The sequence below is a fragment of the Paraburkholderia sp. J8-2 genome (assembly GCF_905220195.1).
Taxonomy (GTDB): domain Bacteria; phylum Pseudomonadota; class Gammaproteobacteria; order Burkholderiales; family Burkholderiaceae; genus Paraburkholderia.
The window spans coordinates 14,790-41,723 of the sequence record NZ_CAJMZA010000019.1 but is presented as its reverse complement, the minus strand read 5'-3'; the positions used below and the strand labels follow the sequence as shown (position 1 = coordinate 41,723).

The window sequence follows — 26,934 nt, the reverse complement described above, 5'->3', positions numbered from 1 at the left end:
CGGCTCCCGCGTCACGCCTCGATCCTGAACCGCGACACGCCGGTGCGCAGTTCGTTGGCGACGAGCGTGAGATTGTCGATGGCCTGCGACGACTGGCGCAGCGACTCCGCCGTCTGCTGGGCCGCTTCGGAAAGCTGCGTGAGCGCCTGGGTGATCTGCTCGGCGCTCGTGGCCTGCGCCTGCATGCCGTCGTTCACGACCTGGAAGCGCGGCGCGAGCGTCTGCACGGCACCGATGATCTGCGAAAGCTGCGCGCCCACGGCCTGTACGTCGTGCATGCCGCGCCGCACTTCTTCAGCGAACTTGTCCATGCCCATCACGCCCGCCGAGACGGCCGACTGGATCTCCTTCACGGTCTGCTCGATGTCGTAAGTGGCCACGGCCGTCTGGTCGGCGAGGCGGCGGATTTCGGTGGCGACCACCGAGAAGCCGCGCCCGTATTCGCCCGCCTTCTCCGCTTCGATCGCCGCGTTCAGCGAAAGCAGGTTGGTCTGGTCGGCCACCTTCGTGATCGTCGCCACGACCTGATTGATGCTCACGGCCTTTTCGTTGAGGATGGCGAGCTTGGCGTTCACCGAGCCCGCCGCTTCCATCACGCTGCGCATGGTGTCTTCCATATGCGTGAGGCCGCTCTGGCTCGTGCTGGCGAGCCCCGCCGACTGCTCAGCCACCGTCGCCACCTCGCTCATGGTGCGCACGAGGTCGCGCGCCGTGGCGAAAATCTCACGCGAAGTGGCGCCGATCTCGGTCGTGGTGGCGGCCGTCTCGCTCGCCGTGGCCTGCTGTTCCTTCGAGGTCGCGGCCACTTCGGCCACCGAGGTCGTAACCTGCAGCGACGACTTCTGCGCCTGGGCCACGAGGCTCGCCAGTTCGTCGCTCATGCGGTTGAAGCCGTCTTCCAGCACGCCGAATTCGTCGCCGCGGTTCAACGCGAGACGCTGCGAGAGGTTGCCGGTGCGCATGGAGTCGTGCACTTCCACGAGGCGCGCCATCGGCACGGTGATCGCGCGGTACAGCGCGTAGCCCGTAGCGAGCGCGGCGAGCAGCACGACAGCGAGTGCCGTGGCGAGTGTGATTTCCGTACCCGTGACCGAACTGCGAATGGTCTGAGCGGACTCGTCGGCCTGCTGACGGTTTTCGTCGACCAGCGCGTTGGCCGTGGCGAGCACCTCCTGCCATACCGGGCCGATCTGCATGAACGCGGCCTGCGCTGCCGGGCGCGACGCGGGCAACTGGCTGGCCACCGCTTTCGCCATCGGCAGATAGCGCGCGTAGGCGTCGCGAAAGCGCTGGAAGCGCTCGCGGTCGTCGGCGCGAAAGAGCGAGCGCTCGTATTGCCGCGCATTCTCCTCGACCTGCGCCATCGCCGTGGGCAACGCGGCGACATCGCGCGCAACGCTGTCCGCATCGGCGTCGACGAAGGCCGCACGCTCCACGAGGCTGTAGGTCTGATTGGCCGCCGCGCGCATGGAGGTCGCGTAGAACAGGCCCGGCACCGAATCGTGCGTGAGGCTCATCGCCTCGCTGTCGATGGCGCGCAGCCGGTCCCAGGAGATGGCGGCCGTGGCGAGCATCAGCACGAACAGCAAGCCGAAGCTGAGGACGATGCGCGTGCCGAGGGTGTAACGACCTTGAGTCTGTCGAGGCAGGCCGGCTTGGCCGGAACGGGGCATGGCGGTGCTCATTGCGCTTGGGGCTCTCCGGTGGCGTGGACCGGCGCACCGCCCCTGCCGGCGAGGCGGGGCGCGGCGGCGCACGGCGAGACCGCGCGCGGCGGCCTTGACCGCCGTAGTGTAATGCGTTTGCGTACTTTTTTGTGATAAGGAAGGTTAGCTGACAGCCACGCAGGACGGGGCTCACCGGGCTTTTGGAGATGAATTTGCAGCGCTCGCCGGAGCGTTTTGGCAGCACTGCGCGGCGCTCTACGAGGATGCGGGCGCGCCTTGACCCATGTTTGACCCTTGCTTGATCCATGCGTCGTGCATCGGCGGGCAAGCGCGAAGCGGCCAGGGCGGCCGCGTCCCCAGGTCCGGCTTACTTCTTCACGAAGCGCAGCGTGGCGTCGACGACCATCTCGCGATGGCGCGCGCGCAGGCGCGGATGCGACGGATCGCGCCCGAACGCCGCGCCGAACGTGTGGCGGTTGCCCACGCGGTGAAAGCACATCGAGCTGATGAGCAAGTGCAGGTCGATCGGATCGATGTCGTCGCGGAACGCACCGCTTGCCACGCCGCGCGCGAGCAGGTCTTCGATCGTGCGGATCGCGCTGGCGTTGCGGCTGCGGAAGGTCTTCAGGCGCTCGATGTACTTCGCGCCGTGAATGTTCTCGATCGTCACGAGGCGCACGAAGTCGCGGTGCCGGTCGTGATAGTCGAAAGTGAATTCGACAAGCCGCCGCAGGCCTTCGGTAGGGTCCAGTTCGTCGATATGCAGGTCCAGCTCGAGCGCGCGGATGTCGCCGTAGACCTTGTCGAGCACCGCTTCGTACAACCCTTCCTTGCTGCCGAAGTAGTAGTACAGCATGCGCTTGGTGGTGTTGGTGCGCTCGGCAATCGCGTCGACTCGCGCACCGGCGAGACCCATCGCCGAGAACTCGGCGGTCGCGACTTCGAGGATATTGCGCTTGGTCTGCTCGGGATCGTACTTGCGCCGGCTTTCGGATTGAGCATCGTTGCGTTCGGCCGAAGCCGCCGGTCTTGCCATGTTTTTGTGGCCCGCAGCAGGGAAGGAATGCGGGCGATTCTAGCATGCGGGGCGCGGCCCTTTCTCAGGCGCCGCGCCCCGCAATCCAGCTCGAAGCCGCCCGGACGCGGCTTGCGCGCCTTACAACTCGATGCGCTTGATATCGCCCACGATGAAGATATACGAGGCCGCGCCGATCAGCGCGATCACGCCGATGAACACGAGCGCCCAGACGAACGAGCCCGTTGCGCCGACGATCAGCCCGACCACCAGCGGCGTGATGATGCCCGCGAGATTGGCGGCCAGGTTGAAGATGCCGCCCGTGAGTCCGAGCATGCCAGCCGGCGCGATATCCGAAACGAGCGTCCAGCCGAGCGCGGCCATGCCCTGCGCGAAGAACGCCACCGAAAGGATCGCGATCACGGCCACGTTGCTGTCCACGAAGTTCGCGAGAATGATGGTCGAGGCGAGCAGCAGTCCGGCGATGATCGGCAGCTTGCGCGCCACGTTGGCCGAGATGCCGCGGCGCAGCATCCAGTCCGAGAACGTGCCGCCGAACATCACGCCAATGGAGGCGGCAATGAACGGCATGATCGCGAAGAAGCCGATCTTGAGCCAGCCCATGTGGCGTTCGGTGGCGAGGTAGGTCGGGAACCACGTGAGGAAGAACACGAGCGTGGAGTTGCCCGCGAACTGCCCGAGGCAGATGCCCGCAAGCTGGCGGCGGCGCACCAGCTGGCCGGCCATGCGCCAGTCGAAGCCCTGCTTTTTCTCGCCTGCGGGTTGCGCGTCGGCCTTGCGCTCGTGGCGAGCGAGACCGCCGCCCGCCTCGATGTAATCGAGTTCGGCGCGGTTGGCTGCGGGGTGTTCGTGCGGCTCGCGATACAGGAACCACCACACGGCACCGAACGCGATCCCCACGGCGCCCACCACGTAGAACAGCGAGCGCCAGCCGTAAGCGCCCATCAGCGCGAAGAGGAACGGGCTAAAGAACGCAAGGCCGACATACTCGCCCACTGTATAGGTGCCGGTGGCGAACGCGCGCTCGCTTTGCGGGAACCACGTGGCGACCACGCGGCTGTTGGTCGGGAAGCACGGCGACTCGGCGGCGCCCAAACCCAGACGGCACGCGAACAGCGCGCCCACGCCGCTGATGAAGCCCTGTGCGAGCGTGCACATCGACCAGAGCGTCATCGAAAGCCAGTAGGTGAACTTGCTGCCGAAGCGGTCGAGGAACACGCCGCCGGGAATCTGCGCGACGACATAGCTCCAGGAGAACGCCGAGAACACGACGCCCATGAGCGCCGCGTTGATGCCCAGCTCCTTTGTGAGCTGTGGCGCCGCGATGCCGAGCACGGTGCGATCGAGGTAATTGATCATCGTGCCGACGGCCAGCAGGCCCAGGATGCGATAGCGCGCCTTCGAGCGGCGCATCGCGCCCTCCGCGGGCGTTGCTGCGGAAAGGGCCGGCGCATCGCCGCGCCCCGTGGATACGGGTGGTGCCATGTCTCTCTCCAAACTGTTTGTTATGCGCCGGCGTTGGCCGCCAGCATGGATTGCAGATGCGCATACATGCGTTCCGCGTCGGGCTCGACGCCCGTGAACAGCCGGAACGCATCCACTGCCTGGTACACCGCCATGCCGCCGCCGCTGAGCGTGCGGCAGCCGCGCGCCTCAGCCGCTTCGAGCAACGCCGTGCGGATCGGGAAATAGACGATGTCGGCCACCCACAGCCGCTCGTGCAGATATTCCGCGGGCAACGGCATGCCGGGCAGCTTCGCCATGCCGGTGGGCGTGGCGTGGATGAGGCCCGTGGCGTGCTGGAGCACGTCGCGCAAGTCGCCGCCCGCGCTTACGCGGGCCGCCGGGAAGCGCGCCTGCAGTTCGCTGGCGAGCGATTCGGCGCGCGATGCATCCACGTCGAACAGCGTGAGCGCCTGAGCGCCCATCTGCAGCGCTGCGTGCGCGACCGCCGCGCCCGCGCCGCCTGCGCCCAGTTGCACCACCGCTTCGAGCGAGACATCGGGCAGGCCGCGCTGGAACGCGCGCGCGAAACCCGACCAGTCAGTGTTGTGGCCGATGCGCTTGCCGTCGCGGAACAACACCGTGTTCACAGCGCCAAGCGCGCGGGCGTCGTCGGAGAGTTCGTCGAGCAGTTCGATCACGGCCTGCTTGCACGGATACGTGATGTTCAGGCCGTCGAAACCCATGCGCTCGGCGGCGAGCAACAACTCGGGGAGCGCCGCGGGCGTGAGCTTCAGCGCTTCGAGGTCGATGCGCCGGTACACATAGTTGAAGCCGAGTTCGCGGCCTTCCTGCTCCTGCATTGCGGGCGTGAGCGAGCCGCTAATGCCGGAGCCGATCAGCCCGCAGAGAAATGAATGGGCGGTTGCACGCGCGCCCAGCGCGTTCGTTTTGCCTGAGTTCTGCGCGCTCATTTCGCCACCTTTTTCGCGAGCAGCGCGGCCATGCGCTCCAGCGCGAGCACATACCCCTGCGTGCCACAGCCGACGATGATCGCCTCTGCGATCGGCGAAACGAAGGAATGGTGCCGGAACGCCTCGCGCTTGTGCACGTTCGAAATGTGGACCTCGATCACGGGCTTGGCGATCGCGGAAAGCGCATCCGCGATCGCCACCGACGTATGCGTATAAGCCGCCGGATTGATCACAATGCCGTCTACGCGCGTACGCGCTTCATGAATCCAGTCGATCAACTGATGCTCGGCATTCGACTGGCGAAAATCGATCTCGATCCCAAGACGCCCCGCCGCGTCGCGGCACAGGTTGGCAACGTCATCTAACGTTTCAGCGCCGTAGATCGCGGGCTCCCGCGTTCCCAGCAGATTCAGGTTCGGCCCGTTCAGGACCAGTACCGAAGGCATTCCCATTACACACACTCCAGAACAACTTGACGACCGGCGCGGCGCATACTGAGGAACCGACGCATGCTTCACCGCATGGTCGCAAGTGTGCCGCGAAGCGGTCCAGCGGTCACCTGGGGTTTGCCAGAATTTGTACTAACTAGTTAGTTTGGCGTATCCTTCGGACACTCCAGCGGCAAGTGTGCCTGCGGTGCGCCAGTGAGTTAAACGCCCGCCCCGCGCCGCCGCGCCGGACCCTTGTTCAACACCGCAGTTGCAGTCAGCCCGTTCGCCATGCCCATGTCCAAGCCGCTCCACACCCCCTCTCGCGCGCTGCGCCGCTCGATCGCCACGGTGTCGATCAGCGGCACGCTCGCCGAAAAGCTCGCCGCCATCCGCGCCGCGGGTTTCGATGCCGTCGAGATCTTCGAAAACGATCTGCTCTATTTCGAAGGCTCACCCGCCGACGTGCGCCGCATGGCTGGCGATCTCGGCCTCGATATCGTGCTGTACCAGCCGTTCCGCGATTTCGAGGGCGTCGCGCCCGAACGCCTTGCACGCAACATCGAACGCGTGAAGCGCAAGTTCGACGTGATGCACCAACTGGGCACCGATCGTTTGCTGGTGTGCAGCAACGTCTCGCCCGAAACGATCTGCGACGACGGCCTCGCCGCCGAGCAACTCGGCGCGCTCGCGCAAGCCGCCGGTGAGGCGGGCGTGACGATCTGCTATGAAGCGCTCGCGTGGGGGCGCCACGTGCGCACCTATGGCCACGCGTGGCGGCTCGTCAACACGGTGAATCACGCGAACCTCACGCTCGCGCTGGACAGCTTCCACACGCTTTCTCTCGACGACACGCCCGACGGTATCGCCGCGATTCCGGGCGAACGTATCGGCTTCGTGCAGATCGCCGATGCGCCGAGAATGCAGATGGACGTGCTCGAATGGAGCCGGCACTATCGTTGCTTCCCGGGCCAGGGCGACTTCGCGCTTGCGGATTTCACGGCGCAGGTGGTGAAAAGCGGCTATACGGGCCCGCTCTCGCTCGAAATCTTCAACGACGGCTTTCGCGGTGCGCCGCCCGCCGCCACGGCCGCCGACGGTCATCGCTCGCTGCTGCTGCTCGAATCGCTCACGCGCGAGACGCTGCAAGCGGAGCATGTCGAAGCGAGCGCGCTCTACCATCCGAGCGCCGCGCCCGCGCACGCGCAGTGGCAGTTCCTCGAATTCGCCGTGGACGACACGGCGCGCGCGCACGTGGCGAACTGGCTCGAAACGCTGCATTTCCGCCGCGCGGGCCAGCATCGCTCGAAGGATGTGACGCTCTATCAGCACGGCTCGGCCGCCATCGTGCTGAACGCCGAACCCGACTCGTTCGCCGACGCCTTTTTCCAGCGTCATGGGCTCTCGCTGTGCGCATCGGCGTTTCGCGTGGACGATGCACGCCAGGCGCTCGAACGCGCCGCGGGTTTCGGCTACCAGCCGTTCTCGGGCCGCGTGGGTCCGAACGAGCGCGTGGTGCCCGCCGTCCAGGGGCCGGACGGCAGTCTTAACTATTTCGTTAACGAGGAGCCGGGTCAGCCCACGCTCTTCGAAGCCGATTTCGCGCTCACCGATATCGATGGCCCGGTCGAGGTAGGCCCGATCTCGGGCATCGATCATGTGAGCCTTTCGCTGCCGGCCGGCTCGTTCGACTCCTGGGTGTTGTTCCTGAAGTCCGTGTTCGGGCTCGAAGCTACGCCCGCCGTGCTGCTGCCCGATCCGTATGGGCTCGTGCGCAGCCGCGCGCTCATGAGCCGCGACCGCGGGCTGCGCGTCGTGCTCAACGCCTCGGTGGACCAGCACACGGCCGCGGCGGAAACCGTGCGCGCCTACCACGGCACGGGCCTGAACCATGTGGCGTTCAACACGGGCGACATCTTCCGCGCGGTGACCGAGTTCGAGGCGGCCGGCGTGCCGCTCCTGCGCGTGCCGGCAAATTACTACGACGATCTCGACGCGCGCCACGCCCTCGACCCCGAGTTTCTCGACGCGCTGCGCGAGCACAACCTGCTCTACGACCGCGACGAACGCGGCGGCGAGTTCCTGCACGCCTACACGGAAACGCTCGACCAGCGCTTCTTCCTGGAGATCGTGGAGCGGCGCGGCGGCTACGACGGCTACGGCGCGCCCAACGCCGCTGTGCGCCTCGCGGCGCAAGCGCGCCAGCGTGCGCTTGCCGCAAAGGGGGCGCACGAACTGCAAGATTGATGTACACGCAGTCGATTTAGTCACTTCCCGCAGCAGTACGCACGCCGCATCGACCTGAAAATCGGGCGGCGTAGCAAAGAAAACAATAAGCAGTCCAAATCTCACCGGAGACACACGACGATGAAGAAAGCAGGCCTTGGTCTTGGTACGCTTGTCGCGACTGGCGCAGCCCTTGTGGCGAGCCCCGCATTTTCGCAAAGCAGCGTCACACTCTACGGCGCCGTCGACGACGCCATCACTTACGTCAACAACCAGAACGGTCACTCGAACGTCTATCTGCGCCAGGGCAACCTGTATGCGTCGAAGTTCGGCTTGCAGGGCAAGGAGGATCTCGGCGGCGGCACGTTCGCGATCTTCGACCTGCAAAACGGCTTCGACCTCAACAGCGGCGCCCTTTCGTCGAGCGGACTGATCTTCAATCGCCAGGCCTACGTCGGCCTGCAAAACCAGAATCTGGGCACGTTCACGGCCGGCCGCCAGTACACGCCGTATTACCTGTTCGTCGGCCCGCTCACGGGTAGCGCCTGGCTCACCGGCGCGACCGGCGCGCACCCCGGCGACATCGACGGTCTCGACACGACCGTGCGCATCAACAATTCGGCCACCTACACCTCGCCGACCTTTTACGGCGTGCAGGCAAGCGCCATGTACGCGCTCGGCGGCATTGCGGGCAGCACCGGCAAGGGTCAGACGTGGAGCGCCGCGCTGCGCTATTCCGCCGGCCCGTTGAGCCTCGCGGCAGCCATCCTGCGCATGGACAACGCGCAGCTGACGAGCGGCTTCGACAGCTCGTCCACCGGCAGCTTCGGCAAGTCCTCACTGAACACGGGCTATGTCTCCGCAAGCGCGGTCCAGCACATCGCGGCGGCCGGCAACTACACGATCGGCAACCTGATCGTCGGCGCCTCGTATTCGAACGTTCAGTACATCGCGGGCGGCAAGTCGATCTTCCACGACACGGCCATCTTCAACACCTGGGCGGCGCTCGCGGTGTATCGCTTCACGCCGGCCTTCGACGTGGGCGGCGGCTTCGCTTACACGCTCGCTTCGCAGGCCAACGGCATCACGAGCGCGGCGCGCTACCAGCAATACTCGCTCAAGGAGGCATACCACCTCTCGAAGCGCACCACGCTCTACGCCCTGCAGGCCTACCAGCACGCGGGCGGCCAGACGCTCGGCGCGAACGGCGCGGGCAACATCGTCAACGCGAGCCCGGCCGTGGGCGACTCGCAGAACGCCACGCCCTCGTCCACGCGCTCGCAGTTCGTCGGCATGGCGGGTATCGCGCTGTTGTTCTGATCGGTTAGCGGGGGCCGTTCGGATGGCTCCCGGTTCCCTCTCAAGCCCCTCGACGCAGCGGCACGGCGCTGAGTACACTCGCGGGTATCGCCTAAACGAATCCGCGCGAATCTCGCGAACTCACCGTGCCGCCTCTCGTTCCCGCCATTAGCCCACGCCTGCGCAGCAAGCTGCGCACGCTCGCCAAAACCCAGCCCAAGGCCGTTCAGCGCACCTACGACACGCTGCTCTCGCTCGAAGGCTATAGCACGCTCTCAGCGGCGGCGCGCAAGGATATCTTCTCCTCGATCGCGTTTTCCGCGGGCCTATGGTTCCAGTGCCTGCTCGACGGCACGCAGCCCTCCGCCGAAGTCATGGACCAGACTGCGGCGTTCGCGCGCCGCCGCGTGCACCAGAATGTGCCGCTGCGCTCGCTGCTGCGCGCGTTTCGTCTCGGCGCGCGCGAGCTTTGGCGCACCTGCACGGAGCTTGCCGAAGCGGACCCGGCGCTCGCGCACGAGTTGCTGTTCGATATTTCGCCTTATCTGCTCGATTACTTCGATGCAATGGCCGAGCACATTGCCGAAGCCTATCTCGACGAGCAGCATCAGCAGGCGCGCTGGCGCGGCTCGCTGCTGCAGCAGCTCTACGACCTCGTGTTCCATGCCCCGGACGACGCCGCGCGCTTTCGCGAGACCGTCGAGGCACTCGGTCTCGACGCCACGCTGCCTCGCATTGCGCTCGCCGTCGATCTGGACTTGCGCGACCACGCACCCTCGGTGCGCGAGGATGCGCTCGATCGTTTCGCGCTCAGCGCCGCGCGTCACTTCGAACTGAAGCCCGACGCGCTCGTGCGCGTGTGGCATCGCGAGCGGCTGGTGTTCTGGCTGCCGTGCGTGCGCGGCGATTCGATGACGCGCAACGATCAGCGCGCGGCCGAGCACGCGGCCGCGCTCTCTCGTGCCGAGCCGCGCGTGCGCAGCATCGGCATCGGGCTCATGAATGAAGGGGCGCGCGGCTGGGCGGCCTCGGTGGAAGAAGCGCTGAAGGCCGTGGACTTCGCGCCGCGCGGCAGCAGCGCGAATGACGACAACGACATTGGCGACGAATTCGGCAACGTCCTTCGCGTGCACCGTTTTTCGTCTATCGCCATCGAGGAGAGTGTGCGCAGCAGCGCCAACGTTCTGCGCTACCTCGTTTCGCTCGCCGAGCAACTGGCGACGGAAGCGGACCTGCTCGCCACGCTCGAAGCGTGGTTCGCAAGCGGCCAGCGCCGCAGGCAGACGGCTGAAACGTTAGGTGTGCATCCGAATACGCTCGATTACCGGCTTGAGCGCATTGAAACGCTGCTGGGCGCGAAGCTCGACGACGCGCAATGGATTGCCAGGCTCGATATCGCGCTCAAGCTGCGTTCAGCGACGCAGGGTTCGGAGCGCGACGGAAAAAAGAAGGAAAGGAAGGGACGATTGGGTGTGAAAAAGGCGAAGAGCGCGGAGCGCTGATTGTCGCGGCGCGCTCTTTTCGCTTTCACACGTTTCACGCCGCCGCGTCGCGCAACTCCCGCCGCAAGATCTTCCCTACCGTCGACTTCGGCAGCGCCTCCACGAAGCTCACCACGCGCGGCACCTTGTACGCCGCGAGTTGCGCGCGGCAATGCGCGATCACCGCTTCCTCGCTCAGCACCGCTTCACGCGCGGGCACCACGAACACACGTACGGCCTCGCCGCTTCGCTCGTCGGCCACGCCTACGCACGCGCATTCCGCCACGTCCGGCATTGCGGTCACGACCGCCTCGATTTCATTCGGATACACGTTGAAGCCCGAGACGAGGATCATGTCCTTCGAGCGATCGACGATGCGCAGGAAGCCTTGCGCGTCGAACACGCCCACGTCGCCGGTGCGAAAGTAGCCGTCGTCGGTGAATGCAGCGCGCGTAGCCTCGGGCTGGTTCCAGTAGCCCTGCATCACCTGGGGGCCTTTCGCGCAAATCTCGCCAGGCTCTCCCGGCGCTGCCTCGACGACGTCGTTCATCAGCTTGACGTCGGTGGACGGCACCGGCAGCCCCGTCGTGCCCGTGAAGCGGTCGACGCTCCCTGGGTTGAACGACACCACGGGGCTCGTCTCCGAAAGCCCATAGCCTTCGCGGATGAACCCGCCGGTAATCGCCTGCCAGCGCTCGGACACGGTGGAAATGACCGCCGCGCCGCCGCCGCCCGCGAGCCGCAGCCGCGAAAAATCGACCTCGCCAATGCGCGGATGCGCAACGAGCCCCGCATAGAGCGTATTCACGCCCATGAAGCTCGTGGGCCGCGCGGCCTTGAACACGTCGATCAGGCCGTCGAGATTGCGCGCATTCGCAACGAGCCAGTTCTGCGCGCCAATCGAGAAGTAGACGATGAGATTCACCGTCAGCGCGAAGATGTGATAAAGCGGCAGCGCCGTCACGACGACTTCTTCGCCTGGGTTCATGAAGCCCGGCATGAAGGTCTTGAACTGCTCGACATTGGCGACCAGGTTGCGATGCGTGAGCAGCGCGCCCTTGGAAAGCCCGGTCGTGCCACCCGTGTATTGCAGGAAGAGCGCGTCGTCGCCGCACAGCGTGGGGGCTTCGAACGGCAAGGTTGCACCTTGCTCGAGCGCCGCGGCGAACGAGCCGGGCTGCGGTTCGCGCTCGCTGCCCGCGCAATCGCTTGCGGCCACGCTCAACACGGTTTGCACGGCCGTATTCGCCTTGATTGCCTCGAAAGTCGGCAGCGCGCCGTCGAACACCACGAGCGTTTGCGCGCCGGAATCCACGAGCTGATGCTGAAGCTCGCGCGGCGTATAGAGCGGATTCACATTCACCTGCACCGCTCCGGCACGCACGATGCCGATCAGCGCAATGGGGAAAGCGAGCAGGTTTGGCAACATCACGGCGACGCGGTCGCCCTTCTTCACGCCCGCGCGCTGCAAGTACGCCGCGAAATTGCGCGAGAGACGATCGACGTCGGCGTAGCTGAGCGTGGCATCTCCCGCGCGCAATGCCGGCCGGTGCGCGTGTTCGCGCATCGCTTCGTCGAACATGTGCGCGAGCGACGGATGCAGATCGGGATTGATAGTAGCGGGAATCTCGCCGTAGCTGGCGAGCCAGGGGGCTTTCGACACGTTCGTCTCCATGAATTCGGATCGCGGCTTGTTTGCAGGGTGCCGCGTTTCATGCCCATGCTACGGACTTGCCCGCGCCTGGAGAACTGGGAAAGCGGATAACGTGATTGTGAAAAGTCACAAAAACACTCACGGGGGCGTCCCGTGCCTGCAGGTGCGACGCCACGTCCGTGTCTGATCTTTGTCAATTGTGCGACACTGCACCGTCTCGTCCGAATCGCCGTTCTGGCGTGCCGGCGCGGCATCGCGCCACGCGCGTTTGCTAACACGCATACGCTGCGTCGAGGCGCTTCCCGAAGCGGATTGACCAGAGCATCGCTTTCATGCCGGACATACCCTTGTCCCCCTCCCGCGCGCCAAGCGCACGCCGCCGCGGCATCGGCGTCGCCGTATTTCTCGCCATCATCGCGGCCGGAGCGATCTATGTCATCGATCATCTCGTCGTCGATTTGCGCGCCGTTCGCGAGAGTTCGGCGCTGCCCTTCGTCCTGCTCGGGCTCGCGCTCATCATCGCGCTCGGCTTCGAATTCGTGAACGGCTTTCACGACACCGCCAACGCCGTCGCCACCGTCATCTATACGAACTCACTCGACCCGCATCTCGCCGTGGTCTGGTCGGGCGCGTGGAATTTCATCGGCGTGCTCGTTTCGAGCGGCGCCGTCGCGTTCGGCATCCTGCAACTGCTGCCGGTGGAGCTCATCCTTCAGGTGGGCAGCGGTGCGGGCTTCGCCATGGTGTTCGCACTCCTGATCGCTGCCATCGTCTGGAATCTCGGCACGTGGTATTTCGGGCTGCCTTCATCCAGTTCGCATACGCTCGTGGGCTCGATCATCGGCGTGGGTATCATGAACCAGTTCATCAGCGGGCCGTCCGGCACGAGCGGCGTGGACTGGGACCAGGCGCTGGGCGTAGGCAAGGCGCTGCTGTTCTCGCCCGTGGCCGGCTTTGTCCTGGCCGCGCTGCTGCTCCTCGTGCTCAAGCTGCTCGTGCGCGTGCCCGCGCTGTATGCCGAGCCCAAGTCCAACCAGCCGCCGCCGCTCTGGATCCGCACGCTGCTCATCCTCACCTGCACCGGCGTTTCGTTCGCCCACGGGTCAAACGACGGCCAGAAAGGCATGGGCCTCATCATGTTGATCCTGATCGGCGTCGTGCCTACGGCCTATGCGCTCAACAAGGCTGTCACGCCCGAGGAAACCGCGGCGTTCGTGGTCGTGGCGCGTGAGGCGTCCGCCACGCTCGGCCGCTACGCTAACGGCGCGCCGCCCGACAACGCCCGCGCCGAGGTCGAAGCGTTCGTGCGCACACGCAAGCTCACGCCCGCCACGCTGCCCGCGCTGCGCCAGCTCACCGACACCATTGGCGACCAGGTGGCGCTGTCCGGCTCGATGGCGACAGTGCCCGACACAATCGTCGACAACGTGCGCAACAACATGTATGTCGCGAGCGAAGCGATCCGGCTGATGCAGAAGGCGAAGGCGCCGCCGATGTCACCCGCTGACGCCAGGGTGCTCGAAACCTTCCGCCAGCAGATGGACCACTCGACCAAGTTCATTCCAACATGGGTGAAGGTGGCCGTGGCCGTGGCGCTCGGTCTCGGCACGATGGTGGGCTGGAAGCGCATTGTCGTGACGGTGGGCGAGAAGATCGGCAAGCAGCATCTCACCTATGGTCAGGGCGCCTCGGCGGAGGCCGTGGCCATGATCACCATAGGCATGGCCGACGTCTACGGAATGCCGGTGTCGACCACGCACGTGCTCGCCTCGGGCGTAGCAGGCACGATGGCCGCGAACGGCTCGGGCCTGCAGTGGGGGACCGTGCGCAATCTCGTGCTTGCGTGGGTGCTCACGTTGCCGGCTTCCATTGCGCTGGCTGCGGGTCTTTACTGGATGTTCCGGCAGTTTCTCTGACGTCGGCTTCACGCAGCATTTCGCGCAAACGGAACTTTTGCACCTTGCCTGCGGGCGTGGTCGGCATGGCATCGAGCAGCAATAGCCGTTCGGGCAAATACTGCACGGCGACCTTGTGCGATTTGAGGAATGCGACGAGCGAGGGCAGATCGACAGCCGCGCCAGGCCGCGCCACCACCACGGCGCACGCGCGCTCGCCCAGCCGCTCGTCCGCGTACGCGACGATCGCCACTTGAGCAACGGCCGGATGGCGGTAGAGCAGCGACTCGATCTCGACCACGGGAATGTTCTCGCCGCCGCGAATGATCACGTCCTTGCTGCGCCCGCTGATACGGATATAGCCGCGCTCGTCGACAATCGCGAGGTCGCCGGTGTCGAACCAGCCTTCGGCATCCGTAGCATTCAGGTGCGCGCGCTTGAGATAGCCGCCGAAACCCGAGCATGCGCGCACGAAAAGCCGGCCCGCTACGTTCGGCGGCAGCGCGCGGTCGCTCTCGTCCACGACCTTCACTTCCACGCCAGGCAGCGGCACGCCGTCGGTCGTGGATGCGCGTTCATCGTCGTCGTCCAGACCGGTGAGCGTCACCGCACCGAGTTCCGTCATGCCCCACGCGGAGACGATCTTCGCCCCCAGCGCCAGGCTCGCGCGCTCGACCAGTGCACCAGGTATCGGCGCGCCCGCGCACAAGAACGTGCGCAGCGTCGGCGCACGCGTTCCCGCCGTGATAGCCGCGTTTGCGAGATCTCCGAGGAACGCCGTGGAAGCCATCGTGAACGTCGCTCGCTCCTGTGCGATCAGCGCGAGCGCTGCCTCCGGCTGCCATACGTCCTGCAGGATGGCGCTCGCCCGCAATGCGATCGGCATCATCAGGCCGTACATGAAGCCGGTTTGATGCGCCATCGGCGAAGCCATCAGCACGGCGTCGTCGTGACCAAGACGCATGGCCTGCGCATAAGGCATGATGTTCGAAAACAGCGTGTTGGCCGTGTGCATCACCCCCTTGGGCTCGCCCGTCGTGCCGGAGGTGTAAAGCAGTTGCGTCACGTCGTCGGGGCCAGGGCGATTACGCGTGAGGATGGCTTCGGCGTCGCTCGCCTCATCCCAGCGCGGGCCGCTCAGAAGCGCTTCGAAACTGTGCCGTGCAGGCTCTCCTCGATCCGTTGCACCCACAACCACTACGTGCTGCAAGGCCGGTAACTCAGGCTGCAGCGCGTGCAGCATCGCCTCGTAATCGAAGCCTCGATAGCGCTGCCGCACGATCATCACCCGGCTGGCGCCATGCTTGAGCATGAACGACAGCTCGCGCTCGCGAAAGATCGGCATGAGCGGATTGAGCACTGCGCCGATGCGCGAGCACGCCAGATAGAGCAGCGTGAACTGCCAGCAATTGGGCAGTTGCATGGAGACCACGTCGCCCTTCGTGACGCCAAGCCGCACTAGACCCACGGCAATGCGATCCGCCATGCGCGCCATCTGCGCGTAGGTGAAGCGCGTGGTCTCCCCATCTTCGATTCGCACGGCAGTCAGCGCGATCTTCGCCGGACATACGGCCACACAGGCGTCCAGTTCGTCGTTGATGGTGCGCCCGGGCCACCAGCGCCGTGCCTCCTCCCGCGCGCGGCGCGGCCCGATCAGTACCGCGTCGAACTCCATGTACTGCCTCCCGTGGCGTTAAAGGGAACGTCGCAGGCGGCGCGCATCATGCCGGCACCGCGTCGCGGCCCGCGTTCGAGCGCGCGATGATGGTCTTCATGATCTGCGCCGTGCCGTCGCCGATCTGGAAGCCCAGCACGTCGCGCAGACGCTGTTCGAGCGGCCCGCGGTCGTAGCCGCCGTGCCCGAACGAAAGCAGGCATTGGTGCACGACGTCATAGGCGAGCTTCGGGCCCCACCACTTGCACATGGCGGCCTCGGCCGTGTGGGGCAAACCGCGGTCCTTGAGCCACAGCGTTTGCAGGCACAACAGGCGCGCAGCCTCCACCTGGGTTGCGTATTCGGCAAGCGGATGCGAAACGCCCTGGAACGCAGAAAGCGGCTTACCGAAAGCTTCGCGCTGCGCAACGTACGCCCAGGTTTCCTCGAGGCTCACGTTCGCCACGGCGAGCACCTGCAGGCCAATGAGCGCCCGCGAAAAGTCGAAACCCTGCATGACCTGCACAAAGCCCTTGCCCTCATCACCCAGCAGATGATCCACCGGCACGCGCACGTTCTCGAAGAAGATCGAACCGCGTCCGATCGCGCGCTGCCCGTGACAGTCGAAGCGGTTGCGCGTGACGCCCGGCAGATCCATCGGCACGAGAATGGCCGACACGCCGCGCGCGCCGTCTTCCACGCTGCCGGTGCGCGCGAACACCACGGCGGCGTCGGCCTGGTCGGCGGCGGAAATCGAGGTTTTCTCGCCGTTGAGGACGTAGTGGTCGCCCACGCGCTCCATCTTCAGGCGCAGGTTCGCGGCATCCGAGCCGCCGCGCGGCTCCGTGAGCGCGATGGCGAGCAGCGCGCGGCCCTGCGTGAGCCGCTCGAGCCACGGGCGGGCAATTTCGGGCGCGGCGTGCTTCGCGAGAATCTGCCCGTTGAGCGAGGCAAGCAGGTTGATGTACGAGAGGCTCAGGTCGGCGCGCGCAATCTCTTCGTGGATCACACCCGCGGCGAGGCACCCCATGCCCTGCCCGCCATACTGCTCGGGCAATTCCGGCGCGATGAAGCCCATTTCGCCCATTTCGCGCATGAGGCCGCGATCGAGCACGCGCGTAGCGTCGCGTTCGATGAAGCCGGGCGCCACGCGTCCCTGCGCGAAGCGCCGCGCGTGCTCGCCCAGCGCGGCGAGGTCTTCGTCGATATACGGATTCATGGTGTCTCCCGGAAGCAGCTAATTCGATTCGCAATCCTGATCGTCATGAAGACGCCTTTATTTGACGTACTTGCGGAACTCGGGCTTGCGCTTTTCCTGGAATGCACGCACGCCCTCGCGCGATTCTTCCGTGTCGTAGTAGAGCTTCAGTGCGTACATGCCCATGCCCGCAATGCCAGCCTGATGCGCCGTGTCCATATTGAACGAGCGCTTGGCGATCGCAATCGCTGTGGGGCTCTTTTCCATGATCTCGTCGCACCACTTCTGCACTTCCGCGTCGAGCTGATCGTGCGGCACGACCGCATTCACGAGGCCCATGGCCAGCGCTTCGGCAGCGGGATAGCGGCGGCACAGATACCAGATCTCACGCGCCTTTTTCTCGCCCACCACGCGTGCGAGGAACGCAGTGCCGTAGCCAGGATCGACCGAGCCGACCTTCGGGCCCACCTGTCCGAACACGGCCTTTTCCGAAGCAATGGTGAAATCGCAGATCGTGCACAGCACGTTGCCGCCGCCCACCGCATAGCCCTGCACGCGGGCGATCACGGGTTTGGGGACGTCGCGAATCACGGCATGCAGTTCCTCCATCGGCAGGCCGATCGTGCCGCGGCCGTCGTACTGCCCCGAGTGCGCGGACTGGTCGCCGCCCGTGCAGAACGCCTTGTCGCCCGCGCCGGCCAGGACGATCGCACCGATCTCTCGGTCGTAGCCCGCCTTGTTGATCGCGTGAATCAGTTCGTCGCAGGTGCGGCCGCGAAACGCGTTCATCTTCTCGGGCCGGTTGATGGTGATCCATGCCGCGCCGTTGCGCACTTCGTAAAGAATGTCTTCGTAGTTCATGATCGATGTCTTTGCTGATTCGTAGTCGATAGAGAGAGCGTTCGCCGGCATCAGCCCGCCATGGTCAGACCGCCCGATACGCTCAGCACCTGTCCCGTGATGTAGTTCGCGTCGTCGCTCGCAAAGAACACGATCGCGCCGGGCAAATCCTCAGGCTGGCCAATGCGGCCGAGCGGAATGGAACGCTGGAACGCTTCGAGCAGCTTGTCGGGGTTGCCCGCGCCTTCCTTGTATTCGGCGAAGAGCGCGGTGTCGGTCGGACCGGGGCACACCACGTTCACGGTGATGCCGTGGCGCGCATGCTCACGCGCGATGGTCTTCGAAAACGCCACGAGACCGCCCTTGCATGCCGCATAGACTGCTTCGCCCGACGAACCGACACGCGCGGCGTCCGAGGCGATGTTGATAATGCGCCCGCGCTTGCGCTCGACCATGGCGGGCAGCACCGCGTGATGCATGTGCAGCGCACCCGTGAGATTGATGGAGATGAGCTTTTCCCACTGCACGGGTTCGGTCTTCGTGAACGGGCGGAACACGTCCCAGCCCGCGTTGTTCACGAGCACATCCACGGGGCCGAGCTGCGCTTGCACTTGCTGGAGCTCCGCATCCACTTCCTCGCGATTCGTGATGTCGCAACGCAGCGCCAGCGCCTCGCCGCCTTTTTCGCGAATCTCCTCCGCTACCTTCAGCGCCGCTTCGAACGACAGATCCAGCACCGCCACACGCGCGCCCTCGGCGGCAAAGCGCCGGCAGGTCGCCCCGCCGATGCCGCCCCCGCCACCCGTCACCACGACCGTCTTGCCTTCGAGTTTTCGCACCGCGATCCTCCATTCGGTTGAGCAGTACCATAGACGCCTTCGAAGCCAGCCCTCTTTGAGCCCCGCATCGAATTACGTCAATATGTTGACGTATACTAGGTAACACCCAGATCGAAGACAAGCGCGGAAGCACCAGGAGAAACCCTTGCCAAAAACATCAAAAATTCAGAATTCGAGCCGCTTCGATCTTGCCAACCGGCTATTCTTCCGGCTCTATCAATGCGCAAACATGTTGCATAAAACCGGTACGCGCGCCGTGGAGGCCGAGGGCTTGACCACGCAGCAATGGGCTGTGCTCGGCGCGCTTTCGCGCAAGGAGGCTCAACCCGGCATGAGCGTGGGCGACCTCGCGCGATACTTGATGGTGAGCCGCCAGAATCTCTCGGGCCTGATCAGCCGGATGGAACGCGACGGTCATGTGACGACCCAGGCGGATGCGCGCGATCGCCGCTCGCGCCTCGTCTGCATGACCGAGCCGGGACGCAAGCTATGGGTTGCGCAGGCCACGCCGAAAATCGAGGCGTACTACGAAGCCGTGCTGGACAATTTTTCGTCCGACGACATGACGCACACGCTGCACTATCTGCTGAAGCTGCTCGACAACATGAAGCGCGTTGACGAACGGGAGCGCGCGGCGGACGACGACGAAACGTGAGCCTGCTCCGCTACAATCAGACGACACGCGCAAGGAGAAAACCACATGAAAATGGACGCATTTCGCTTTGGCACCACCGACTGGTCCAGCGTCGAGCCCACGCAACACAAAGGGGAAACGGGCATGGCCAGCTGGCGCACGCGCTTTTTCGGCGACGAAGCCAACCCGATCCGCGTGCGCATGGTCGAATACTCGCCCGGCTACCTCGCGGATCACTGGTGCAAGAAGGGGCACATTCTGTTCTGCCTCGAAGGCGAACTCGAAACGACGCTCGACGACGGGCGCAAGTTCGTCCTCACGCCCGGCATGAGCTATCAAGTGGGGGACAACGCCGAGGCGCACCAGTCGTACACGCGCACGGGCGCGAAGCTTTTCGTCGTCGATTGAAAGCGGCCGGCGCGCGCCGCTTCAGCGCGGCGCGCCGAGATCGGCGTCGAGCCGCTTGCGCAGGTCGCGCACCACGCGTGCGGCCGGCACGAGCCACCACGTAGGAGCCGCCACGGAGAAGTCATACGCGAGCGCCGTTTGCGCGGCGCCAGTCGTGTGCGCCCGGCACCGGAACGCCACCACCTGGCGGCGCGTGCCGGTTTGCGAGCCAGGCGAGAAACGCATGACCGCACGCAGCGCGAATTGCGTATCGTCGGGCGCGGCGTCGTACGATTCGATGCTCCACTCGGCGCCGTAGTGCGCCTCGTGACGCAACGCCGCGCTCACGCGGCGGCGCGTTTCGTCGCCGGGCAGCGCCACGGGGTGCTCGCACCCGGCACGCCCCGCGCGGTACAGCGTGCGCTGCGACCAGCCCCAGCCGAACGTGAGCACCACGCCGCCCGCCACGAGCGCCCAACGCAGAACATGGGCAAGCCAGCGGCCAAGCTCGAAGCGCGCGATGGGCGCGAGCAGCAAGCCCACGATCCAATGCGCGACCACGAAGATCACAATGCACGCGAACACGCTCGCGGCGAGCGTCAGCAGCCAGCCTCGCGAAGGGTCGTCGAGTTTCGCAAACAGGAAATCGCGCACACCTGAACGCGCCTGCACGTCAACGGCTTGAGGCTCGGCTGCACCCTGAGGCTCGCCTGGCTGCCCAGCATCCGCTTCGTCGCGCATTGCCGTGAGTTCGCCGTGCAGCGAGTCGCGTTCGGTGCGCATGCGCTGGATCTCGTCGAGGGTTCGCGTGCGCTCGGCGCGCAGCCCGTCCAGCTCGGCACGCACGCGTTCGCGCTGTGCCAGCAGTGCCTGCATCTGCGCGTGCAACTCTTCAGCCTGCGCGACGCTCAGCGCGGCGCGGCTCACCGGCGGCGCGTGATGCACGGACCAGTAGGCCTCAAGCAACTCGCGCGCCTCCTTGACGCGCTTGAACTGGTCGTCGGCCCAGCGCATCGAAGCGGCCGTGGGGTGCCGCCATTTGTCGGGATGCAGGATCTGCGCGAGATGGCGATAGTGATGCTTGATGTCCGCCTCGCTCGCCCCAGGCTCCAGATCGAGCCGGTAGTAGAGGCGGTCGTAATCCACGGGTCGGTAATCGCGGCCTGGCATGACCTGTCAGTGTTCGTCAGTGGATGGGTGGGCAGGCAGGCGCAACGCCTGCCTGTTCAAATTAGCGCAATGCGCCCGGTCCGGCAAGGAAAGCGCCGCCGCCCGCGCCTGCACGGTTTCAGTGCGGCCGCCCCGCCAGCAGGCGGCTTAGCGTCGCGAACGCGGTGGCCGGCAGTTCGTGCAGCTTGCGCACGACCACGGCGTTCGGATAAAACGCCTCAACGGCGTCGTCCAGTATGCCGATGCCGACCAGCTCGATGCCCTGCTCCGTCACCGCCTGCACGCGCGCGAGCAGGTCGGTGCGCAACACCGCCGGGTCGCCGTCACTCGTTGAAGGATAGCCGTCCGAGAGCACGAAAAGCAGCCGCCTGCGCGCCCTGCGCTGCGCGAGCCGCGCCGCCGCCCAGGCGAGCGCTTCGCCGTCGGGGTTCTCGTGGCCGCACTCGATGGCCGCGAGCCCGCTCAAGTCGCGTGAATCGAAGCGCTTGAACACACGCAGATCCAGCCGCTCGACGAAGCGGTTATAGACCCGCAGATTGGCGCCGGCCGCGCGTTCACGCTCATAGCGCGCGCGCATTGCCGGCGCTTCGATCGAGCTGTAGCCGAGCACTTCCGAATCGAAAGCGAGTTGCGTGAGCGCATCGGCGAGTGCCGCCGCGCACAGGCGCGCCAGTTCGATCTTGCCGCCCGCCATCGAGCCGCTCAGGTCGAGCAGCAGCGTGACCACCGTGTCGCGGCCGCTTGCGTGGCGCGCCACGCGAAACGGCGTGCGGTAGCCGCGCGAGGCAGCGAGACGCGCGAGCGCGGCGCGGTCGATCTCGCCGCGCTCCTGCTCGCGCTTCCAGTGCGTGAGTTCGTCGGCCTTGAGCACGCGCTCTAGCTGGGCCTTGAGCGCGCCGGTTTCCGCGCGCGCCAAGGCGCGCAGCTTGCGCCAGGCGGTGGCGTCGCCGCGGCCCGTGAGGTCGGTGACGACGTCGAATTCGGTGGTCAACGGGATCGACAGGCGTGGGCGCATGTGCGCGGGGCCGCGATTGCCGGCGGCGGCGTGCGGCGCGTCCGCCTCGGAAAGCGATGCGCCGGCAGCGGAATCGGACTCCGTGCTCGCGCGCGCCGAAGCGCCGCCGTCACGCTCGCGGGCGTCCTCTGGCTGCGCCGCGCCGCCCGGCGGTTCGACTTCGTCTGGCGCACCGAATTCATCCATCGCCTGCGCGAGCCCGGCCGCTTCATCGTCGAGGCCTTCGGCCGGCCCCGCCGTCTGCATCATGTTGTTCGCGCCGCGCGATGCGAGCGAACGCACACCCGCCACGATCGCCGCGGCTGCACGCAGGCTCGCCTGCGTCGACTGGCTCGCGCGAGCCGCGTCGAGCGGAGCGTCGATCGCGCGCAGCGCGGCGGCGAGCGCTGCGGCGTCGCGCTCCAGCACGCCCGGCGCTTCGCCCCACAGCGTGCGCTCGATCGCCCAAGCCAGGCGCTCGCGCCATGCCAGTTTTGGCCAGCGCCGCGCGATGTCGTCGCTGCGCTGCGCGCGCCAGCTTTGCGCGTAGCGTCGGGCGCCAGGGAACGTTCGCGCGAGCTGCGCGAGCACGCGACGGTCCTCGATCGCCTGCGCAATACGCCCCGTCACGCCGGCTTGCGGCGTGTCGAGACGCGCCGCCTGGCTGTAGCGATGGCGCGCCGCCAGCAAGTCGAGCGCGCCGAGCAGTGCCGCTTCATTTGCGGCTTCATTCGCGCCTTCGCTCACGAGGCGCGCGGGCAGCACGAAGCGTTCGCCTTCCACGCGCGGCTCGCCCGCGCCGAACGTCACGCTCACGCGCGTGTCGCCGGTCAGCACGCGCGCAAGACGCCCGAGCGCGCCCTCGGGATCGGCGCCCGCCGTCAAGCCTTCCGTTTCGTCCCGCAAGCTGGACACAAACGCCTCCGCACTCACGCGTCGAAGATCACGTGATGACGAATGATGCTGCGTATGAGCGCTGCATCGTCGGCGCTCACCTTCGCGTAGATTGCCGGCCCCGCCGCGCGCTCGACGTCGCCCGTGCGCAGCATGAGTTCGGCCCAGTCGATCAGGCGCCGCGTGGAAAACGCGCTCGCGAGATCCTCGCGGGCGAACGCCGCGCGGCAGTCGGCGGCGACGGCAGCGAGTGTCTGCGCGAGCGGCCGCGTGAGCACCGGCAGCGTGCGCAGCAATACTTCGGTTTCCTCTTCAAGCGAGAGATAGTCGAACAGGTACACGCGCCAACGGTCGAGAAACGCCTCGTTGAGCAGGTTCGCACCCTGGTACAAATGGCGGTACGCGCTCATCGCGCCTGCGGCGTTCGCGGTGGCGAAGAGGCGAAACGACGGACGCGGCTCGACAATCTCGTTGCCGCGCTCCTTGAGCAGCAGGCGGCCGTTCGGTTCCAGCACGGCGGTGAGCACCGCAAGAATGGACGGCTCGGCAAAGTCGAGTTCGTCGATGATGAGCCAGTAGCCCTCGCGCATCGCTACGGGCAGCACGCCGTCCACCCAGATCGTCTCGCCGCCCTTCACGGTCCAGAAGCCCACGAAGTCGCCAATCGTGGTCTGGCCGTTCATGTTCGCGCGCAGCACGCCATAATTCGCGCGTGCGGCCACCTGCTCGATGAAGCTCGTCTTGCCCGAGCCCGTATGGCCGATCAGCATGACACGGCGATTTTCTACGATGTCCTGAACGATGTCGTCGCCGCGTTCGGTGAAAAGATAAGCCGCGTTCACGCGCGGCACCAATGCGTTCGGCTCGCCGCGCGGCAGATCAACGGTGCCGATGCGTACGGTGGGCGCTTCAACTTGTGCACGGGTTTGAGCGGCTCTCGACTCACACGCCGCTTCGACGGCTTGCCGCAAGGCTGCCGAAAACGTGCTGCCCGCTTGTGCGGCTCGCGCTTCATCGGCGCGCTGCGCATCGGAAACGAAGCCCTCGCGACGCCACTTGAGCAGCTTCGCTTCGAGATTGTCGAGGTCGATTTCGGTGTCGATATCGACCTTGTCGTCATCGCCCTGGCCGTGCTCGATGCGGTACATATGCGCACGTGCGGAAGGCGAAACGCGCCACCATTCGCGCGCGCGGCCGGCGCCGCGGGTGTAGAAGCCGAGCGGGTCTTCTTCTTGCAGTGCGGGATCGGATGCGTTCATGGGCAGGCAATACAGGGCGCTGGCGCGCGGTCCGGAAATTCGTCTCATATTACCGGTGCGTGTCGCAGTGCGCAAAAGCGTGACAATGACGACCAAGCGAGGATCACGCCCGCGCCACGGCCCTGCTTCCACGCCACGTCGAGCCATGCTAGCGTGACGACCGCCATACGAGGCAAGCACGCCTCCCCTGTCACCCGGAGACTCCCATGCCCCAAGCCGCGCCGCCCGAACTCGACGACGAGCCCGGGCGCGGCCGTTCGCTCGCGCGCCACTACCCGCGCGGGCTGCAGATCGAGCCGCACACGCATACCTGGGCGCAGGTGCTCTACGCCGTCTCCGGCGTGATGTGGGTTGAGCTGGAGCGCGAAGCGCTCGTAGTGCCGCCGCAGCGCGCCGTGTGGCTGCCGCCTGGCACGCAGCACGCCATTCATATGCTGAGCGCCGTCGAGATGCGCAATCTCTATCTGCACGAGTGCGACAGCCGGCACCTGAGCGAGCGCTGCGAAGTGTTCGAGGTCAACGGCCTGCTGCGCGAACTCATCACGAGCCTCGCGGAACGCGCGCGCGAAGACGACGCCTGGCTCGACGCGGCCTATCGCCTCGCGTCGATCGAGCTTGCCCACGCGCCGCGCTCCACGCTGCGCATTCCGCTGCCCGACGCATCCGACCGCCGCCTCGCCACCCTGTGCCGCGCAGTAATCGACAACCCGTCGGCCGATATCGGCTTCGAGCAACATGCGGCTTGGGTGGGCGCAAGCGTGCGCACGCTCTCGCGGCTCTTCACGCGCGAGCTAGGCATGGGGTTTGCGGAGTGGCGCCGCCAGGTGCAGCTCGCACTCGCGGTATCGCGCCTCGCGGAAGGCGAGCCTGTGAGCGCCGTGGCGCGCATGCTGGGCTATCTGCCCAGCAGCTTCAGCGACATGTTCCGCCGCGAACTGGGTGTGCCGCCCAGCGAGTTCCGGCCCGCCGGCACACTGGGCGGCACGGCGGGCTTCGCAGAGGAAAGCGCAGCGCAGTGACTGACGCGCACGCGGGCGCATACCGCAGATCAATGCGGCGGCAGATCGCCCACTAGCGGAAACATGTCGGGCGTATAGCCCATATTGAAGTAACCGGCCCGTGCATACGTGGCGATGCGTTCGAGGTGCTCGGTTTCGCGCGAGGCATCGCGCGGTTCAGGCTCGCCGCCGTTTGGCGCAGGCGGGCTGTTCGCACGGCCGCGCCGCGCAAACCACGCCGGCATCGACAACTTCGACATTGCGGACTCCTTGCAAGGCGTTGACCCCTTCCAATCTAGACAGTCATGGGCGCACACGCAAACAAGCATTTCTGCGTTGCATTGCACACCGCGACCGGTGCTCCCCGATCACCCGACGCGCGCGCTGTAACCGCCTGAAAACCTTACAAATAACTAACGTTTCGAAATTGGCGCACGAGTTGGTTAGACTGCGAGTCTTGGCCTTCGCTGCATGGCAGGGCCTGGCTTCGACGGCATAACAATCATGAGAATGCGTATGCAGCAACTCGACAGTCACCGGCAGCAATTCGCGGCAGACAAGCCGTTGAACGCGCCGATACGGCTTCTCCACACCGCCTCGCGCGGTGGTCCGACCTCATGGAGGCAGGCATGAGCGACGTCCCGCAGACGCACCCCGCGCCCCAGCCACCCCCGCCGCCCGCCCCCCCGCCGCAGGCGCCGAAGCGCCGCCGGCTCGGCCCGCTCATTCTCGCGATTGTCGTGATCTTGCTGATCGTGCTCGTGGTCGTGCACATCATGCGCAACAAGAAGACGGAGCACGGTGCCGCGCCGCAGGTCGTGACCGTGGCCGCCGCCACGCTCGGGCCCATGCCCGTGACGCTCAACGCGCTCGGCACCGTCACGCCTGTCGCCACGGTCACGGTTCTGCCGCAAATCAGCGGCTACCTCACCGAGGTGGGCTACAAGGAAGGCCAGGATGTCGTGAAGGGGCAGTTCCTCGCGCAGATCGACCCGCGCCAGTACGAGATCAGCAAGGAACAAGCCATCGCGCAGCTCGCCAAGGACCAGGCCCTGCTCGCCCAGGCGCGCGCCGACCTCGTGCGCTACACGCAGTTGAACGAGAAACGCTCGATCGCTGAACAGACGTACAGCGACCAGCGGTTCCTCGTCATGCAGTACGAGGCCGCGGTCAAGGCCGATCAGGCGAACGTCAGACTGTTCGAACTCGATCTGATCTATTGCCGCATCACCGCGCCGGTGTCGGGGCGCGTGGGCCTGCGGCTCGTCGATCCGGGCAACTACGTGACCTCGTCCAGTTCCACGGGCATTGCCGTCATCACGACGATGAAGCCCACCACCGTCCAGTTCGCGATTCCGCAAACCTCGCTTGGCAGCGTGCTCGAGCGCGTCAACGCCGGCGCGAAGCTGCCGATCAGCGTGTACAGCAGCGACAACACGCGGAAAATCGCCACCGGCACGCTCTTCGCGCTCAGCAACCAGATGGCCACGGCCACCGGCACGGTTACGCTGCGCGCAAGCGTACCCAACGACGACGAGGCGCTCTTTCCGAACGAGTTCGTCAATGTGAGGCTGCTTGTCGACACGCTGCAGAACGCCGTGCTCGTGCCCACGCCCGCCGTGCAGACCGGCGCGCCCGGCGACTATGTGTACCTCGTGAACGCCGACAACACCGTGTCGGTCCACAAGGTCACGCTCGGGCCGAGCGACGGCCGCTATACCGTGATCTCATCGGGCCTGCAGCAGGGGCAGCACGTCGTGACCGACGGCCTCGACCGCCTCAACGACGGCGCGAAGATCCAGCCGGCAGGACCGAGGCCCGCCACGCACGCCGGCGCCGCAGGTGCGGCGAGCGGCGCGAGCGCGCCGCATCACGGCAGCGCACCCGTAGCGTCGAGCGCCCCCGGCGCCACGGCGCCGAACGCCTCCGACGCGAGCGCCGCAGCCTCGCAAGCTGGTTAAGCC

General features: G+C 66.2%; 22 protein-coding genes. 8 read left to right on the top strand and 14 right to left on the bottom strand.

The features are described from left to right. Positions 1 to 11: 11 nt before the first annotated feature. From U5A52_RS29760 to aroQ, 5 genes are all read right to left on the bottom strand, one after another. Positions 12 to 1,685: a methyl-accepting chemotaxis protein gene (locus U5A52_RS29760; RefSeq protein WP_321915529.1), complete on the bottom strand. Its 1,674-nt coding sequence runs from the start codon at positions 1,683 to 1,685 to the stop codon at positions 12 to 14. Between the two features lie 349 nt (positions 1,686 to 2,034). Beyond that, positions 2,035 to 2,703: a TetR/AcrR family transcriptional regulator gene (locus tag U5A52_RS29755; protein ID WP_233888670.1), complete on the bottom strand. Its 669-nt coding sequence runs from the start codon at positions 2,701 to 2,703 to the stop codon at positions 2,035 to 2,037. Between the two features lie 120 nt (positions 2,704 to 2,823). Then, positions 2,824 to 4,116 carry an MFS transporter gene (locus U5A52_RS29750; RefSeq protein ID WP_321915607.1) on the bottom strand — a complete coding sequence of 431 codons (1,293 nt, stop codon included), beginning with the start codon at positions 4,114 to 4,116 and terminating at the stop codon, positions 2,824 to 2,826. Positions 4,117 to 4,208: 92 nt separating this feature from the next. Then, the gene (locus tag U5A52_RS29745; protein ID WP_321937270.1) at positions 4,209 to 5,120 is read right to left on the bottom strand and encodes a shikimate dehydrogenase; all 912 of its coding nucleotides are present in this window, start codon (positions 5,118 to 5,120) and stop codon (positions 4,209 to 4,211) included. Continuing rightward, a complete protein-coding gene (aroQ, locus tag U5A52_RS29740) occupies positions 5,117 to 5,572 on the bottom strand; it encodes a type II 3-dehydroquinate dehydratase (RefSeq protein ID WP_321937268.1) in 456 nt (151 codons plus the stop codon). The genes U5A52_RS29745 and aroQ overlap by 4 nt, the downstream gene beginning before the upstream one ends. 306 nt (positions 5,573 to 5,878) lie before the next feature. Between aroQ and U5A52_RS29735 the strand changes: the two genes are divergently transcribed. The 3 genes from U5A52_RS29735 to U5A52_RS29725 all read left to right on the top strand — a co-directional run bounded on the left by U5A52_RS29735 (position 5,879) and on the right by U5A52_RS29725 (position 10,575). Next, positions 5,879 to 7,795, top strand: coding sequence for a bifunctional sugar phosphate isomerase/epimerase/4-hydroxyphenylpyruvate dioxygenase family protein (locus U5A52_RS29735; protein ID WP_321937359.1), 1,917 nt, complete (start codon positions 5,879 to 5,881; stop codon positions 7,793 to 7,795). 120 nt (positions 7,796 to 7,915) lie between these two features. Further along, complete coding sequence (locus U5A52_RS29730; RefSeq protein WP_321937266.1) at positions 7,916 to 9,094, top strand: porin; 1,179 nt, start codon at positions 7,916 to 7,918, stop codon at positions 9,092 to 9,094. 125 nt (positions 9,095 to 9,219) lie between these two features. Further along, positions 9,220 to 10,575 (top strand): PucR family transcriptional regulator, encoded by a 1,356-nt coding sequence (locus U5A52_RS29725; RefSeq protein WP_321937265.1) that lies wholly within the window; start codon positions 9,220 to 9,222, stop codon positions 10,573 to 10,575. 34 nt (positions 10,576 to 10,609) lie between these two features. Here the strand turns inward: U5A52_RS29725 and U5A52_RS29720 are convergent, their stop codons facing one another. Next, a complete protein-coding gene (locus tag U5A52_RS29720) occupies positions 10,610 to 12,217 on the bottom strand; it encodes an AMP-binding protein (protein WP_321937264.1) in 1,608 nt (535 codons plus the stop codon). 323 nt (positions 12,218 to 12,540) lie between these two features. On the opposite strand from U5A52_RS29720, the gene U5A52_RS29715 reads away from it, so the two are divergent. Then, positions 12,541 to 14,124, top strand: coding sequence for an inorganic phosphate transporter (locus U5A52_RS29715; RefSeq protein ID WP_321915522.1), 1,584 nt, complete (start codon positions 12,541 to 12,543; stop codon positions 14,122 to 14,124). Here the strand turns inward: U5A52_RS29715 and aliA are convergent. Genes aliA through badH form a run of 4 tightly spaced genes read right to left on the bottom strand, consistent with a single transcriptional unit; the run spans position 14,060 to position 18,634 of the window. Further along, positions 14,060 to 15,778: a cyclohexanecarboxylate-CoA ligase gene (gene aliA / locus U5A52_RS29710; protein WP_321937263.1), complete on the bottom strand. Its 1,719-nt coding sequence runs from the start codon at positions 15,776 to 15,778 to the stop codon at positions 14,060 to 14,062. The two genes, U5A52_RS29715 and aliA, sit on opposite strands and share 65 nt — an antisense overlap. A 46-nt stretch (positions 15,779 to 15,824) precedes the next feature. Then, the gene (gene aliB, locus U5A52_RS29705) at positions 15,825 to 16,976 is read right to left on the bottom strand and encodes a cyclohexanecarboxyl-CoA dehydrogenase (protein ID WP_321937261.1); all 1,152 of its coding nucleotides are present in this window, start codon (positions 16,974 to 16,976) and stop codon (positions 15,825 to 15,827) included. Between the two features lie 57 nt (positions 16,977 to 17,033). Beyond that, positions 17,034 to 17,816 (bottom strand): 2-ketocyclohexanecarboxyl-CoA hydrolase, encoded by a 783-nt coding sequence (gene badI, locus U5A52_RS29700; protein ID WP_321915519.1) that lies wholly within the window; start codon positions 17,814 to 17,816, stop codon positions 17,034 to 17,036. A gap of 50 nt (positions 17,817 to 17,866) precedes the next feature. Beyond that, positions 17,867 to 18,634, bottom strand: a complete 768-nt coding sequence (gene badH / locus U5A52_RS29695; RefSeq protein WP_321937260.1) for a 2-hydroxycyclohexanecarboxyl-CoA dehydrogenase — start codon at positions 18,632 to 18,634, stop codon at positions 17,867 to 17,869. Positions 18,635 to 18,863: 229 nt separating this feature from the next. Here badH and U5A52_RS29690 point away from each other — a divergent pair, with 229 nt between their 5' ends. After that, on the top strand, positions 18,864 to 19,289 hold the full coding sequence (locus tag U5A52_RS29690; protein ID WP_321937259.1) for a MarR family transcriptional regulator: 426 nt from the start codon (positions 18,864 to 18,866) through the stop codon (positions 19,287 to 19,289). Between the two features lie 45 nt (positions 19,290 to 19,334). Further along, positions 19,335 to 19,676 carry a DHCW motif cupin fold protein gene (locus U5A52_RS29685; protein ID WP_321937257.1) on the top strand — a complete coding sequence of 114 codons (342 nt, stop codon included), beginning with the start codon at positions 19,335 to 19,337 and terminating at the stop codon, positions 19,674 to 19,676. A gap of 21 nt (positions 19,677 to 19,697) precedes the next feature. On the opposite strand, the gene U5A52_RS29680 is transcribed toward U5A52_RS29685, so the two are convergent. From U5A52_RS29680 to U5A52_RS29670, 3 genes are all read right to left on the bottom strand, one after another. Next, positions 19,698 to 20,825, bottom strand: coding sequence for a J domain-containing protein (locus U5A52_RS29680; protein WP_321937256.1), 1,128 nt, complete (start codon positions 20,823 to 20,825; stop codon positions 19,698 to 19,700). Between the two features lie 118 nt (positions 20,826 to 20,943). Beyond that, positions 20,944 to 22,734, bottom strand: a complete 1,791-nt coding sequence (locus U5A52_RS29675) for a cobaltochelatase CobT-related protein (RefSeq protein ID WP_321937254.1) — start codon at positions 22,732 to 22,734, stop codon at positions 20,944 to 20,946. Between the two features lie 14 nt (positions 22,735 to 22,748). After that, a complete protein-coding gene (locus U5A52_RS29670) occupies positions 22,749 to 23,972 on the bottom strand; it encodes an AAA family ATPase (RefSeq protein WP_321937252.1) in 1,224 nt (407 codons plus the stop codon). 206 nt (positions 23,973 to 24,178) lie between these two features. Here U5A52_RS29670 and U5A52_RS29665 point away from each other — a divergent pair, with 206 nt between their 5' ends. Continuing rightward, positions 24,179 to 24,991: a helix-turn-helix transcriptional regulator gene (locus U5A52_RS29665; protein ID WP_321937250.1), complete on the top strand. Its 813-nt coding sequence runs from the start codon at positions 24,179 to 24,181 to the stop codon at positions 24,989 to 24,991. A gap of 29 nt (positions 24,992 to 25,020) precedes the next feature. Here the strand turns inward: U5A52_RS29665 and U5A52_RS29660 are convergent, their stop codons facing one another. Continuing rightward, positions 25,021 to 25,230: a hypothetical protein gene (locus U5A52_RS29660; RefSeq protein WP_321915512.1), complete on the bottom strand. Its 210-nt coding sequence runs from the start codon at positions 25,228 to 25,230 to the stop codon at positions 25,021 to 25,023. 369 nt (positions 25,231 to 25,599) lie between these two features. Here U5A52_RS29660 and U5A52_RS29655 point away from each other — a divergent pair, with 369 nt between their 5' ends. After that, positions 25,600 to 26,931, top strand: coding sequence for an efflux RND transporter periplasmic adaptor subunit (locus U5A52_RS29655; RefSeq protein ID WP_321937248.1), 1,332 nt, complete (start codon positions 25,600 to 25,602; stop codon positions 26,929 to 26,931). Positions 26,932 to 26,934: the final 3 nt, after the last annotated feature.